This window comes from Pseudomonas sp. FP1740, assembly GCF_030687165.1.
In the GTDB taxonomy this organism is placed as follows: domain Bacteria; phylum Pseudomonadota; class Gammaproteobacteria; order Pseudomonadales; family Pseudomonadaceae; genus Aquipseudomonas.
The window spans coordinates 3,327,213-3,340,684 of the sequence record NZ_CP117461.1 but is presented as its reverse complement, the minus strand read 5'-3'; the positions used below and the strand labels follow the sequence as shown (position 1 = coordinate 3,340,684).

Genomic DNA, 13,472 nt, shown 5'->3' with positions numbered 1-13,472 from the left:
CCCGTGTCTGTGAATTACAGCCCGCCAATATGAAAGGCTTTGACTTCAAGGTATTCATCCAGGCCGTACTTGCTGCCTTCACGGCCCAGGCCTGATTGCTTGATGCCGCCGAACGGCGCGACTTCCATGGAGATGATCCCGGTGTTGAGGCCGACCATGCCGAACTCCAGCGCCTCGCCGAACCGCCAGGACCGGCGTAGATCCTGAGTGAAATAGTAGGCACCCAGACCAAAAGGCGTGGCATTGGCCAACGCAAGCGCTTCGGCCTCAGAGGTAAACCGCATCAACGGCGCCACCGGGCCGAAGGTTTCTTCGTTGGCCAGCAACATGTCGGCGTGGGTGTCGCCAAGGACGGTCGGCTGAACGAACTGGTTGTCACCCTCGGGAATGCCGCCGCAGAGCAAACGCGCGCCCTGGCTCAGGGCATCGTCGATGTGCCGGGCGACCTTGCTCACCGCCGCCGGGTTGATCAGCGGGCCAATGGTCACGTCGGCGTCCAGGCCATTGCCGACCTTGAGTTTGCCCACCTCCTCCACCAGTCGCTGGGCGAAACGTTCGTAGATGCCATCCTGCACCAGAATGCGGTTGGCACAGACGCAGGTCTGCCCGGCGTTGCGAAATTTGCTGAGCATGATCCCGGTTACCGCCTGCTCCAGGTCGGCGTCGTCGAACACAATGAACGGCGCGTTGCCGCCCAGTTCCAGGCTCAAGCGCTTGATGTGCTCAGCGCTCTGACGCATCAGCAGCCGACCGACCGCAGTGGAGCCGGTGAAGGAGATCTTGCGCACCGTCGGATTGCCGGTCAGTTCTTCGCCGATGCCGGCGGGCATCCCGGTCAGCACGTTGAACACCCCGGCCGGAATGCCGACCCGTTCGGCGAGTACAGCCAGGGCCAGGGCCGACAGCGGGGTCAAGTCCGAGGGTTTGACGATGATCGGGCACCCGGCGGCCAGGGCCGGCGCGCACTTGCGGGTGATCATCGCGTTGGGGAAATTCCATGGGGTAATCGCAGCACACACGCCGACCGGTTGCTTGAGGGTCAACAGGCGGCGGTCGCCGCTGGGGGCCGGCATGGTTTCGCCGTAGACCCGGCGGGCCTCTTCGGCGAACCACTTGACGAACCCGGCACCGTAGCGGATTTCACCCTTGGCTTCGTTCAGAGGTTTGCCCTGCTCGCAGGTCATGATCAAGGCGAGGTCGTCGAGGTTATCGATCATCGCCTGATACCAGCGCTCCAGCAGCGCCGCCCGTTCTGCTGCCGGGCGTGTGCACCACGCGGGCCAGGCCCGCTCGGCGGCTTCGATGGCGCGTCGGGTTTCTGCGCCCTGCATGGCCGGCACCCGGGCAAGCAACTGGCCGGTGGCCGGGTCGATGACGTCCAGGGTCGCGGCGTTATCGGCGCCGATCCACTGCCCGTCCACATAAGCGAGTTCTGCCAGAAGGCTGGGGTCTTTCAAACGATTCTTGAGCATGGTCGAGTCCTGATCCGAGACATTTCCAGTCTAGGGAGGTGCCACGGATAAGGATGCTGAAAGCGTTTGATGGGCAGTGTTGGATGCTGAAATTCGCGGTGGGACGGCAGGCTCTACCGAGGGCCTAATGATCGTTCCCACGCTCTGCGTGGAAATGCCTCAATGGACGCTCTGCGTCCGCTTCGAAAGGGACGCGGAGCGTCCCGGGCTGCATTCCCACGCAGAGCGTGGGAACGATCTTTCACACCTTCAGAGAACCGAGCAGGCCATCCAAAAACCGCTCCCCAGCCTCTATCTGGCTGATCTCGATGAACTCGTCCGGCTTGTGCGCCTGTTCGATCGAGCCCGGGCCGCAGACCACCACCGGTACGTCCAGACGCTGCTTGAACAACCCGCCCTCGGTGCCGAACGAGACTTTGGCGGTGCCGGTGTCCGGGGCGGCGAAGTTTTTCAGGAAGCGCACCGCTTCAACGCTCGGGTGGGTATCGAGGCCCGGATAGACGTTGAGGGTTTCGATCTCGATGTCTGCCACGCTGGACAGCTTTTTCGCCTCGCGCACGATCACTTCGGCACGCTCGCGCATCTGCTCCAGGAACTGATCCAGATCGTCCGCCGGCAAGTTACGTACCTCGAAATCCAGGGTGCACAGGTTCGGCACGATGTTCAGCGCCTTGCCGCCGACAATCTGCCCGACGTGCACGGTGCTGTAAGGCACGTCGTAATCCGCATCCTGTGCGCCCTGCTCTTGCAGTTGCTGCTGGCTCTGACGCAGAGCCGCGATGAAATCGCAGGCCACGTGAATTGCATTGACCGAACGCGGCGCCAACGAGGAATGCGCTTCCAGGCCACGGCAGTAAGTGCGGTAAGACCCCTTGCCCTTGTGCCCCAGCACGAACTGCATGTTGGTCGGCTCACCAATCAGGCACAAAAACGGCCGCACTGGCGCCAGGTGCAGCACGTCGAGTAAACGTCGTACACCGACGCAGCCGGTTTCTTCGTCATGGGACAAGGCGATTTGCAGCGGTCGGCTCAACGAATGGTCGGCGGCATCGAGCATGGCGTCGATGGCCAACGCGATAAACCCCTTCATGTCGCAACTGCCACGGCCGTAAATCCGCCCGTCCTGAATCGTTGCCTGAAACGCCGGCAAGGTCCAGGCCTGCCCCGCCGCCGGCACCACGTCGGTGTGGCCGGACAACAGAATGCCCGGTAACTCCTTGGGACCGGTGCTGGCGAACAGGTTGGCTTTTTTGCCCGTTTCGTCCTTGACGATCAACGACTCGATGCCCTTGGTCAGCAGCAGGTCGCGCACGTACTCGATCAGGGCCATGTTCGACTCCGAAGACACGGTGTCGAAGGCCATCAAGCGCTTGAGAATGTCCAGCACGCGGGGTTTCATGAGGCCCTGCTCCTTTGCTCGGTTGTCCGTTGTTCGGCTGAAGGGGCGAACCGGCGGATGGAGAACGGTTCAATCGACGTGCGGGTGCTGCCGGTGCTGATCAATTCGGCCATCACATCGCCGACGCCAGGACCGAGCTGGAAGCCGTGGCCGCAGAAGCCGAACGCGTAGTACAAGCCGTCAACGTTGCCGCTGGGGCCCATCACCGGCAGGGAATCGGGCAAGTAGCCTTCGATGCCGCTCCACACGCGGATGATGTTCAGGTTGCCGACGCCCGGCAGCAGGCGACGCATCTGGTCCATCTGATTGAGAATGCTGCGTGGCTCGACATAGGCGCGGCGGTTGAGCATGTCCGGTTTGCTGCGGTAGCCGCCACCGATGATGATGTTGCCGCGCGGGATCTGGCGGAAGTAGATCACCTCCTCGGGGATTTTGGTGTACACGCCGATCACCGTCGGCAAGGCGTACGGCACCGGTTCGGTCACGGCCATTTGCGGGCCGTTGGTATCCAGCGGCACCGGTTCGCCAAACTGCGCCGAGAGTTTCTGGCCCCAGGCGCCGGCGGTGATCAGCAAGCGCTCGGCGCCGAACTGGCGACCGTCGGTGGTGGTCACCGTGAACTCGCCGGCAATTTTCTGCACCTCGGCGACTTCAGTCTGTTCCTCGATCCGCGCCCCGAGGCGGCGGGCAGCCCGTGCAAATGCCGGCGCGGCCAAGCGCGGGTTAGCATGGCCATCGTGGGGCGCGTAAGAACCGCCCTTCACGTCCGGCCCGAGGAACGGAAAGCGCTGGTGCAGCTCGGCGCCACGATAGATTTTCAAATCCAGCTGCGCCGCCTCGGGTGCTGCCGCATAGGCTTCCAGTTCAGGGATTTCATCCTCGCGGTAACACACGCGCATGTGCCCGCTGGCGATGAATTCGAGGTCGTCGTCAATCAGCTCAGGCAAGCGTTTCCACAGCGCCCAGGAACGGTTGGCCAACTCCAGTTGGCCAAGGAAGCGCCCCTGCCGCCGGACGTTGCCGAAGTTCACGCCGCTGGCGTACTGACCAATCTGGTCGCGCTCCAGCAGAATCACCGACTGCCCGCGCTGGCGCAGGAAAAACGCCGCCGCCGAGCCCATCAGGCCGCCGCCAACAATCACTACATCGGCTTTGTGTAGCGTCATGGCGACACCTCCTCGGTGAGCATCGAAAGGGGTTTGACCGGTGCCTGTCCACGCTGCCGACCGACCTGTTGCACACTGACGCCTGCCGCCGCCGCGATCACTTCGGCCCCGGCCTGGGAGCAATAACGCCCCTGGCAGCGGCCCATGCCGACCCGGCTGAAGGCCTTGGCCCGATTGACTTCACAGGCACCCTTCTCACTCACGGTACGGCGCAACTCGCCGGCGCTGATCATCTCGCAGCGACAGACGATGGCTGAATCCGGCAAGGCTTTGGCTTGCGCCGTCGGCCAGGGAAACGCCTGGGCCAGGCCGAGGCGAAACTCATCCATCACCGCCAGCGCGTGCCGTTGTTCGTCACGCAAACCGGCGTTCACCGGTTGCTGCAGATCTTCCAGCAACGCCATCGCCACCAATCGCCCGGCGTGCTCGGCGGCATCGGCGCCGCGAATCTTCGAGCCGTCCCCGGCGGCATACACACCGTTGACCGAGGTGCGGCCCTCTTCATCGACGGCCAGCCACCACTGGCTGGACGCCTCATCGAAGCGCATGCGACAACCGGCCAGATCGGCTAGTTGGGTTTCCGGGCGCAAGTGATAACCCAACGCCACAGCATCACAGTCCACCGTTAACGTCTCACCGCGCGCGGTACGCACCCGCACACCGCTGACGCCACTGGCCGCGTCGCCTTGCACCTGAAGCGGCGAAATCCCCAGATGCACCGGGATTTTCGCCCGGTACAACTGCGCCAGTAACTTCATCCCGGTGAACAGCAATCCCGGACGCGCCATCAGCTTCGGCACTGCCGCGATACGCTTGCTGAGGGGCGAAGTGTCGAGCACCGCCGCCACATTCGCGCCTGCTTTGACGTATTGGCTGGCGACCAGATACAGCAACGGCCCGCTGCCCATGAATACCACGCGGTGGCCGATGGACACCGCCTGGGACTTGAGCGCGATTTGCGCCCCGCCAAGGCTGTAGGTGCCTGCCAACTGCCAGCCTTCGATCGGCATCAAGCGGTCGGTGGCGCCGGTGCACAGGATCAGCGCGTCGTAATCCACCGTCGAGTGCTTGCCCTGGCTGACGCAGCACAATTGCCCCGGCGTCAGGTTCCACACCAGCGTGTCGGGGCGGTAGTCGATTTGCCCGCGCAATCGGTCGAAACTCTGGTGCAGATTCTTGGCCTTGGCCGCTTCGGTGCCATACAGGGTGGCGTATTCCCGGGTAAAACCTTCGGGCTGGCGCCGGTAGATCTGCCCGCCATCCCGGCGATTCTCATCGATCAGGATCGGTTTCAAACCAGCCGCCAGCAGCGTTTCGGCACAGCGGATGCCGGCCGGCCCGGCGCCGACAATAACCACTCGTTGAGCGCTCAGCCGTGCAGTGGCCATATTGCCTCCGGTTGTGTGGTGACGATGTCCAGCCCTTCGCGGACTTCATTGGAACAGGCGCGCAGGCGCTCGCCGCTGCGGGTCCAGACCCAGCAATCCTGGCAGGCGCCCATCAGGCAGAAACCGGCGCGGCGGCCTGGGTCGAACTCCGATTGACGCAGCGCCGAGCCCTGGGTCAGCAACGCGACCATTAATGTGTCGCCCTGCAACGCCTCAATGGGCGAACCGTCCACCGTCAGCTTGACGGTCGGCCGGCCCTGTTCGGCCAGCCTCACAAAACGCCCTTTCATGCATAAGCTCCCAGGCTCATGGTGGATAACCCCTGCTGTGTTTTCAGCAACTCGGCACTGTCGTGATGACAAAGAATTTCGCTACCACCGTCGATGATCCGCCGGTTCGGCGCGGTGTGATTGCACAGGCCGTCGACCCGCACCGGGCAGCGACTGAGAAAGGTGCACAGCTCTGGCACATTGGCCTTGGCGCCAATCGGCGGCAGCGTGCCGCAGGTGGTGCCGCAGTTTTCCAGCCAGCCCTGACGCAGTTCCGGCACCGAATGGATCAACAGGTCGGTGTAGGGATGGAACGGTGCCTGGGCAAACGCCTGCCGGCTGCCGGCCTGAACCTTGTGGCCGCTGTACATCACCACAATGTCGTCGCACAGCGCGCGTACCGTGGAAATGTCATGGCTGATGAACAGATACGACACGCCCAGTTGCTGACGCAGGTCGCGCAGCAGTTCGAGAATCGCCGCGCCGACCACGGTGTCCAGCGCCGAGGTCACCTCGTCGCAGAGGATCAGGTCCGGTTTGGCCGCCAGGGCACGGGCCAGGTTGACCCGCTGTTTTTGCCCGCCGGAGAGTTCATTCGGGCGACGTTCGGCCATGGCTCGGGGCAAGCGCACCAGGTCCAGCAGTTCGCCGATACGCTCGCGCAGCGCGGCACCCTTGAGGCCGAAGTACATTTTCAGCGGACGGCTCAGAATAGTGCTGACGCTGTGCATCGGGTTGAGCGCGGTGTCGGCATTCTGGAACACCATCTGAATCCGGCGGAACTGCTCATCGGTGCGCTCGGACAGGCTGCCGCCCAGTGGCTGGCCATCGAAGGTCAGGCCGCCCAAGGCCGGCGTCAGCAACCCGGCCACCACCCGCGCCAGGGTCGACTTGCCGGAGCCCGACTCGCCGATCACACCGATGGCCTGGCCCCGACGCACGGTCAGGTCGATGTCTTCCAGCACGCGAATCGACGGCATGCCTTGCAGGTTCTTGTTGCCGTAACCGGCGGTCAGCCCCTGAATCGTCAGCAACGGTGTTTCTTCAGCGATGCCACAAGGTGGGCGGATCGTCGTGTCCGGGCGGGCCGCCAGCAGCAGGCTGCGGGTGTATTCGTGGGCCGGGGCCTTGAGCAGCGGCGCGGTGGCGCTCTGCTCGAAAATCTGTCCGCCGTTGAGTACCACAATCTGATCGGCCATTTGCGCGACGACCGCCAAATCATGGGACACATAGACCGCCGTCGCCCCACGTTCGCGGACCACCCGCTTGAAGGCGCGCAGCACGTCGATCTGCGTCGTCACGTCGAGGGCGGTGGTCGGCTCGTCGAGCACCACCAGCAGCGGATCGCTGATCAGCGCCATGGCCGCCATCACCCGTTGCAACTGCCCGCCGGATACTTGGTGCGGGTAACGCTGGCCAATGTGATCGGGGTCCGGCAAGGCCAGATCGCGGAACAGTTCGATGGCTTTGGCTTCCAGCACGGCCCGGCTACCCAGGCCGTGAATCAATGCGCCCTCCACCACTTGATCGATCAGTTTTTTCGCCGGGTTGAACGCAGCGGCGGCGCTCTGGGCAATGTACGACACCCGATTGCCGCGCAGGCCTTGCAGCTCGCCTTCGCTCAACGCCAGCATGTCGTGCTCGCCGACTTGCACCACGCCGGACGCCAATCGACAACCGCGTCGGGCATAGCCGAGCAACGCCAGCGCTATGGTGGTCTTGCCGGAGCCGGACTCACCGATCAACGCCAGCACTTCACCTTTGGCCAGGGAGAAGCTCACGCCTTTGACGATCTCCACCTCGCCACGCTCGCCGCAAGCGACCACGCGCAGGTCTTCGACTCGAATCAAATCACTCATTTCAATGACCTCCCGTACGTCGACTACGCCGTGACGACAGTCGGTCGATGAACAGATTCACGCCGATGGTCAGGGTGCCAATGGCCAGCGCCGGAATCACGATGGCTGGCGCGCCCTGATTGAGGCCGCCGATGTTCTCGCGCACCAGGGAGCCCAGGTCGGCGTCCGGTGGCTGCACGCCGAGGCCAAGGAAGCTCATGCCACTGAGCAGCAGCACGATGAAGCCGAAGCGCAGCCCCAGATCGGTCAGCACCGGGTTGAGCATGTTCGGCAGGATTTCCACGCAGGCGATGTACAACCGGCGCTCGCCACGGGTGCGGGCCACTTGCACGTATTCCAGCGCTTCGATGTTCACCGCCATGCTGCGGGCGATGCGGAACGCGCCTGGGGTGAAACTCAAGACTGCGGTGCAGATCAGCAACAGCACCGATGAACCGAACGCCGAGACCATGATCAACGCCAGCATCTTGCTCGGGATGGATATAAAGGCATCCATCAAACGGCTGATCACTTCGTCCAGCCATTTCGGCGACACCACCGACAGCAGCGCACATCCGGTCCCCAGCGTGCTGGCCAACACCGCTGAAATCAGCGCCAGGCCCACGGTGAACCGCGCGCCGACGAGAATGCGGCTGAGCATGTCGCGGCCCAGGTAATCGGTGCCCAACGGGTAAGCCGCGCTGAGGCTGTCGAACACGTTATCGGAGACCACTTCACCCACCGGGTGCGGCGCCAGCCACGGACCGAAGATAGCCACCAGCAGCCAGATCACACACATCGCCGCCCCGACCAGTCCAAGCCACGACGGCCCATGGGCGACCTTGCCCAATGCCAGCTCCGGTCCGGCAGGCGCCGATTTCGCCATGAGATCGTTCATTGGTTTCTCAGCCTCGGATTGGAAAGAATCGCGCACAGGTCGGCAATCAGCACCAACCCCAGGTACGCCGTACAAAACAACATGGTGCAGGCCTGAACCAGCGCCATGTCGCGGTTGGTCACGGCATCGACCATCAGGCTGGCGATGCCGGGGTAGTTGAAGATCGTCTCGACGATCACCACCCCGCCCAGCAGGTACGACAGGCTCAGGGCGATGGCATTGGCAATCGGCCCGATGGCATTGGGCAAGGCATGGCGCAGGACAATCCGCACCGGGCTCACGCCCTTGAGCCGGGCCATTTCCACATAGGCGCTGTCGAGCTGATCGATCACTGCCGCCCGGGTCATGCGCGCCATTTGCGCGACGATCACGCAGCACAGGGTCATCACCGGCAAGGCGTAGGTGCGCATGAATTGCCAAGGTGAGGTGATGTCGCTGGCATAGGACAGCGCCGACAGCCAGCCCAGGTTCACCGCAAAGATCAGCACCGCCAGGGTCGCCACCAGAAACTCCGGCACGGCAACCAGGGCCAGGGTGATAAAGCTGAGGAAGCTGTCGATGCGCCCGCCCCGGCCCATGGCCGAGCCGATGCCGATGATCAGCGCCACCGGCACCGACACCAGCGCCGTGACGGCCGCCAGCATCAGTGTGTTGGGCACCCGCCCGGCCATCAGCTCGCTGACCGGCAAGGCATTGGACACCGATTGCCCCATGTCGCCGCTCAGCAGGTTCATCAACCAATGCAGGTAACGCACCACACCGGGTTGATCCAGCCCCAGTTTCAGGCGCAAGGCCGCCACCTGTTCCGGCGTGGCGAATTGCCCGAGTGCCTGTTGCGCCGCGTCCCCCGGCAATACCGCCGTGATCGCAAACACGACCATAGACACGATCAACAAAGTCACGATCGCCGCGCCCAGGCGCCGGCCGATCAACCACAGTGTGTTGCTATTCATCGCCCTACCCTCATGCAATAGCCCCGCTGACGCCCGTGTGCGGCCGATCAGGCATCGAGCCAGACCTGTTCGGCGAACATGTAGCCCATGAAACCGCCGAGGGGGTTGCTACCGTAGCCCTTGATGCGCTGGTCGACGCCGTCGATGTTGCTGATGAACACCGGCACGCCGATGCCACTGTGTTCATGCACCAGTGCCTGCATATCGGCGTACATCTTGCTGCGCTTGGCGTCGTCGGTTTCACCGCGGGCGAGCATCAGCAACTGGTCGAACTGATCGTTCTTCCAGCCCGACTCGTTCCAGGGCGCGCTGGACTGGAAGAACTGCGAGAACATCACGTCGGCGTTCGGCCGTGGGTTGATGTTGCCGAAGCTCAGCGGGTGCTTCATCCAGTGGTTGGACCAGTAGCCATCGCTGGGCAGGCGGTTGACGTCGAGCTTGAGCCCCGCCTGTTTCGCCGATTGTTGCAACAGCACGGCGATGTCCACCGAACCGGTCGCGGCAGGCGATGCCACCAGCGGCATGCTGATGCTTTCCATGCCGGCTTTCTTGAGCAGGAATTTGGCTTTTTCCGGGTCGTAGGCCCGCTGCGGCAGGTCGGCGTTGTAGTAGCGCGAACCCGGGGAAATCGGATGGTCGTTACCGACCACGGCAAAGCCACGGAACACCGCGGATTTGACCTGTTCACGGTCCAGCAGGTACTTCATCGCCTGAGTGAATTCAGCGCTTTTACCCGGCATTTGGTCCTGACGGATGATCAAGTCGGTGTAGTTGCCCGACGGCGCATCGACGACCCGGTGTTTGGCACTGGCCTTGATCCGTGTGGTCGAGCGCGGGTTGACCTCGTTGATCATGTGCACGTCGCCCGACAGCAGCGCGTTGACCCGTGACGGCTCGTCGGCAATCGCGATGAATTCGATCTCGTCGAGGTACGGCAGGCCCGGTTTCCAGTAGCCGGTGTTGCGCGCGGCAATCGAGCGCACCCCCGGTTTGAATTCCTTGACCGTGAACGGCCCGGTGCCGATGCCCTGGTTGAAGTCGGTGGTGCCCTCGGGAACGATCAGCAAGTGCGACACGGCGAGGATCGACGGCAGCTCGGCGTTCGGCGCGCTGAGGCGGATCTGCACTTCGTGGGTGCCGGTGGCCTTGATCTCTTCGAACTGCGCCATCAACGGCATGACCTTGGAACCGGTCAGCGGGTCCTTGTGGCGCGACAGCGAGAACACCACGTCGGCGGCGCTCAGGGTCTTGCCGTTGTGGAAGGTCACGTCCTTGCGCAGGGTGATGATCCACAGCGTCGCATCGGTGTTATCGATGCGCTCGGCCAGTTCCAGTTGCGGCACCAGGTGGCTGTCGAAACGGGTCAGGCCGTTGTAGAACATGAAGTGACGCACGTAGTCGGTAGACAGCGCGCCCTTGGCCGGGTCCAGGGTGTCGGCGGTGGAACTGGACATGCCGGCGACGCGAATCCGCCCGCCCGGCTTGCCTTTGCCCGGGGTTGCCGCTTCTTCGGCGAACAGTTTGCCGGCAGCGCCGAACAGGCTACCGGCACCCGCTGCGGCAACACCCGCCACGCCGAGCATCTGCAAGGCGTGGCGGCGCGACATGCCACGGTTGAGGCCTTCGAATACCCGCAGGCTGTCCTGGCCGGAAATCAGTTTCGAGTCGATCTTGTTGTCAGTCATATCAGTTGTACCTGTCGAAAATCAGAAGATTCGAGTGCCCCGGATGTCCGGAGCGTCCTGGAAACGCAAACGACGGTGACGCCACAACATCAACTCAATGCAAATAGTCCTGGAGGCGGTAGTAAGCGCCCACGAACGGCAAGAACCACGGCTTGCCGAAATGTCCGGGAATCGCTGGCCAGTCGAGTTCGCGCCAGGGATTGGCCTCGACTTTGCCGGCCATCACCTCGGCCATCACCTCGCCCATGTGCACCGACATCTGCACCCCATGGCCGCTGTAGCCCATGGAGTGATAAACCCCGCCATGCTGACCGGCGCGAGGCAATCGATCGGAGGTCATGTCCACCAGCCCGCCCCAGCAGTAGTCGATTTTCACCTTGGCCAACTGCGGGAACATCTGCACCATCGCCGCTTGCAGCACCTTGCCGCTCTTGGCATCGTTCACGCTGTCGGACATCGCAAACCGCGCACGGCCGCCGAACAGCAAGCGGTTATCCGGGGTCAGGCGAAAGTAGTTACCGATCATGCGGCTGGTAACATAGGCACGCCGACCGGGCAGCAGTTGATCGATCAGCCACTGCGGCAACACCTCAGTAGCGATCACGAAACTGCCGACCGGCACGATCCGCCGCCGATACCAGCCCAGACCGCCGTGCTGACAGGCGCCGGTCGCCAGCAATACTTGCCCGGCGTGCAGCGAACCCTTGGCGGTGTTGACCCGATAACCGCCGGCCTGGGCTTTCCAGTCCGTCACCGGCGTGCCTTGATGGATCAACGCACCGTGACGTGCGGCGGCCTCGGCCAGACCGACGCCGAAGCGTCCGACGTGCATCTGCACGCCGTTGCGCTGCAGCAAGCCGCCATGGAACTGCGCCGAATTCACTTCGGCGCGGGTCTGTTCGGCGTTCAGCAACTCGACCTCGGCATCGACTTCCTTGCGAATCAATTCGAAAGTGCGCGCCAGGCCTTCGTAGTGCAGCGGTTTGGCCGCCAGTTTGAGCTTGCCGTTGCGCTTGAGGTCGCAGGCAATCTGCTCCTGCTCCACCAGGGACACAACGCTCTGTACCGCGCTTTCATAGGCCTGGTAATAGGCCCGCGCCTTGTCGGCACCGAGGCTGGCACTCAGCCCGGCATAGTCCTGGGCAACGCCGGTGTTGCATTGGCCGCCGTTGCGCCCGGAGGCCTCGCCGATCACTCTCCCGGCTTCCAGCACCACCACACTGGCGCCCTTCAAGGCCAGCGCGCGAGCCGCCGCCAGGCCGGTGAAACCGCCACCGACGATGGCCACGTCGACCTGCCCGGGCAATGCGCCGAGCTGAGCACCGGAAAAGGCCGGTGCGGTGTCGAGCCAGTAGGATTCACTGCCCATGTCTAACCCCTTATTGCGTGAAGAGCGCCGTTACCGTTCAACTCAGAGACCGACCAGCGCCGCCAGTCCACCGATGTCGGTGATCTGCTGGTAGCCGTAGAACGCATTGCCCGGAACCTCGTGACCGCGGGCGACGAAGGCCTTGTTCTTGATCTTCATGTCGTGGGCCGGCATCAGGTCGTAACGGAAACTGGAAGACACATGCAAGATGTCTTCCGGGCCGCAGTTGAGGTTGTCGAGCATGTACTCGAACGCGGCCAGGCGCGGCTTGTAGGCCTGGGCCTGTTCGGCGGTGAAGACTTTGTGAAACGGTGCGCCGAGCTTGTCGACGTTGGACATGATCTGGCTGTTGCTGGCGTTGGAGAAAATCACCAGGGGGATCTTGTCGGCGATTTTCGACAGACCGGCCGGCACGTCCGGGTGCGGGCCCCAGGTCGGCACGGCGTCGTAATACAGCTGGCCTTCGCCACGGTATTCGACACCCCAACGCTTGCAGACCCGCGCCAGGGAGGTCTTGAGGATTTCGTCATACGGCATCCAGTCACCCATGACCTGGTCCAGGCGATAGGCCGAGAAGTCCTTGACGAACTGATCCATCTGCTCGGGCGCCACGCGGTCGGCGAACAGTTCGCGAGTCATCGTGCCCATGTGGAAATTGGTCAGCGTACCGTAGCAGTCGAACGTAATGAATTTGGGGCGTAGAAAGCTCATTGAGTGCGGTCCTGAAGTTCGTTGAGGTCATGGCGCGACAGGTATTCGCTGCGTTTCGGGAGCGGCGATGCAACGCTGCAGCACACCGTCATTACAACACCGTGAAATCAGCAGATGGCGTTAAAAGCGACCTCTGCTTGATACAAACCACCGTTTTAGCCTGCCCCCTCAGCAGACTTTGCGGCTCGCTCCAGCCTTGGGCAAACCCCGTATTTATGCGCTCTTATGGACCTTCATGGCTATGCGAGGCTGACGAACGCCCCCATTCACGGCAGAACCTGCGCCGGGCTGAACGAAAACGGGCGCTTCCCTGAGGAAGCGCCC

The 13,472-nt window shown here is 63.2% G+C and carries 11 protein-coding genes; all 11 read right to left on the bottom strand.

Annotated features, from left to right (window positions below; genetic code table 11):
• Positions 1-14 precede the first annotated feature (14 nt).
• Positions 15-1,472 (bottom strand): NAD-dependent succinate-semialdehyde dehydrogenase, encoded by a 1,458-nt coding sequence (locus PSH69_RS15055; protein ID WP_305412759.1) that lies wholly within the window; start codon positions 1,470-1,472, stop codon positions 15-17.
• Positions 1,473-1,713: 241 nt separating this feature from the next.
• Positions 1,714-2,871 (bottom strand): acetylornithine deacetylase, encoded by a 1,158-nt coding sequence (argE, locus tag PSH69_RS15050; RefSeq protein WP_305412758.1) that lies wholly within the window; start codon positions 2,869-2,871, stop codon positions 1,714-1,716.
• Positions 2,868-4,037 carry an FAD-binding oxidoreductase gene (locus PSH69_RS15045; RefSeq protein WP_305412757.1) on the bottom strand — a complete coding sequence of 390 codons (1,170 nt, stop codon included), beginning with the start codon at positions 4,035-4,037 and terminating at the stop codon, positions 2,868-2,870. The genes argE and PSH69_RS15045 overlap by 4 nt, the downstream gene beginning before the upstream one ends.
• Entirely contained in the window at positions 4,034-5,425 is a 1,392-nt protein-coding gene (locus PSH69_RS15040; protein ID WP_305412756.1) for an NAD(P)/FAD-dependent oxidoreductase, read from the bottom strand. Before PSH69_RS15040 ends, PSH69_RS15045 begins: the two co-directional genes overlap by 4 nt.
• Positions 5,407-5,715, bottom strand: a complete 309-nt coding sequence (locus PSH69_RS15035) for a (2Fe-2S)-binding protein (protein ID WP_305412755.1) — start codon at positions 5,713-5,715, stop codon at positions 5,407-5,409. Before PSH69_RS15035 ends, PSH69_RS15040 begins: the two co-directional genes overlap by 19 nt.
• Positions 5,712-7,553, bottom strand: coding sequence for an ABC transporter ATP-binding protein (locus PSH69_RS15030; protein ID WP_305412754.1), 1,842 nt, complete (start codon positions 7,551-7,553; stop codon positions 5,712-5,714). The genes PSH69_RS15035 and PSH69_RS15030 overlap by 4 nt, the downstream gene beginning before the upstream one ends.
• A gap of 1 nt (position 7,554) precedes the next feature.
• The gene (locus PSH69_RS15025) at positions 7,555-8,430 is read right to left on the bottom strand and encodes an ABC transporter permease (protein ID WP_018925983.1); all 876 of its coding nucleotides are present in this window, start codon (positions 8,428-8,430) and stop codon (positions 7,555-7,557) included.
• A complete protein-coding gene (locus PSH69_RS15020) occupies positions 8,427-9,383 on the bottom strand; it encodes an ABC transporter permease (RefSeq protein WP_305412753.1) in 957 nt (318 codons plus the stop codon). Before PSH69_RS15020 ends, PSH69_RS15025 begins: the two co-directional genes overlap by 4 nt.
• Before the next feature lie 47 nt (positions 9,384-9,430).
• Complete coding sequence (locus tag PSH69_RS15015) at positions 9,431-11,068, bottom strand: ABC transporter substrate-binding protein (RefSeq protein ID WP_111453369.1); 1,638 nt, start codon at positions 11,066-11,068, stop codon at positions 9,431-9,433.
• 94 nt (positions 11,069-11,162) lie between these two features.
• A complete protein-coding gene (locus PSH69_RS15010; RefSeq protein WP_305412751.1) occupies positions 11,163-12,437 on the bottom strand; it encodes an FAD-binding oxidoreductase in 1,275 nt (424 codons plus the stop codon).
• Positions 12,438-12,479: 42 nt separating this feature from the next.
• Positions 12,480-13,148, bottom strand: a complete 669-nt coding sequence (locus tag PSH69_RS15005; RefSeq protein ID WP_018925987.1) for a haloacid dehalogenase type II — start codon at positions 13,146-13,148, stop codon at positions 12,480-12,482.
• Between the last annotated feature and the right edge of the window lie 324 nt (positions 13,149-13,472).

Excerpts from the sequence above, each read along its gene's own strand:
- argE (WP_305412758.1), bottom strand. The coding sequence starts at position 2,871 with ATGAAACCCCGCGTGCTGGACATTCTCAAGCGCTTGATGGCCTTCGAC.
- PSH69_RS15045 (WP_305412757.1), bottom strand. The coding sequence starts at position 4,037 with ATGACGCTACACAAAGCCGATGTAGTGATTGTTGGCGGCGGCCTGATG.
- PSH69_RS15015 (WP_111453369.1), bottom strand. The coding sequence starts at position 11,068 with ATGACTGACAACAAGATCGACTCGAAACTGATTTCCGGCCAGGACAGC.
- PSH69_RS15025 (WP_018925983.1), bottom strand. The coding sequence starts at position 8,430 with ATGAACGATCTCATGGCGAAATCGGCGCCTGCCGGACCGGAGCTGGCA.
- PSH69_RS15005 (WP_018925987.1), bottom strand. The coding sequence starts at position 13,148 with ATGAGCTTTCTACGCCCCAAATTCATTACGTTCGACTGCTACGGTACG.
- PSH69_RS15055 (WP_305412759.1), bottom strand. The coding sequence starts at position 1,472 with ATGCTCAAGAATCGTTTGAAAGACCCCAGCCTTCTGGCAGAACTCGCT.
- PSH69_RS15010 (WP_305412751.1), bottom strand. The coding sequence starts at position 12,437 with ATGGGCAGTGAATCCTACTGGCTCGACACCGCACCGGCCTTTTCCGGT.
- PSH69_RS15020 (WP_305412753.1), bottom strand. The coding sequence starts at position 9,383 with ATGAATAGCAACACACTGTGGTTGATCGGCCGGCGCCTGGGCGCGGCG.
- PSH69_RS15035 (WP_305412755.1), bottom strand. The coding sequence starts at position 5,715 with ATGAAAGGGCGTTTTGTGAGGCTGGCCGAACAGGGCCGGCCGACCGTC.
- PSH69_RS15030 (WP_305412754.1), bottom strand. The coding sequence starts at position 7,553 with ATGAGTGATTTGATTCGAGTCGAAGACCTGCGCGTGGTCGCTTGCGGC.
- PSH69_RS15040 (WP_305412756.1), bottom strand. The coding sequence starts at position 5,425 with ATGGCCACTGCACGGCTGAGCGCTCAACGAGTGGTTATTGTCGGCGCC.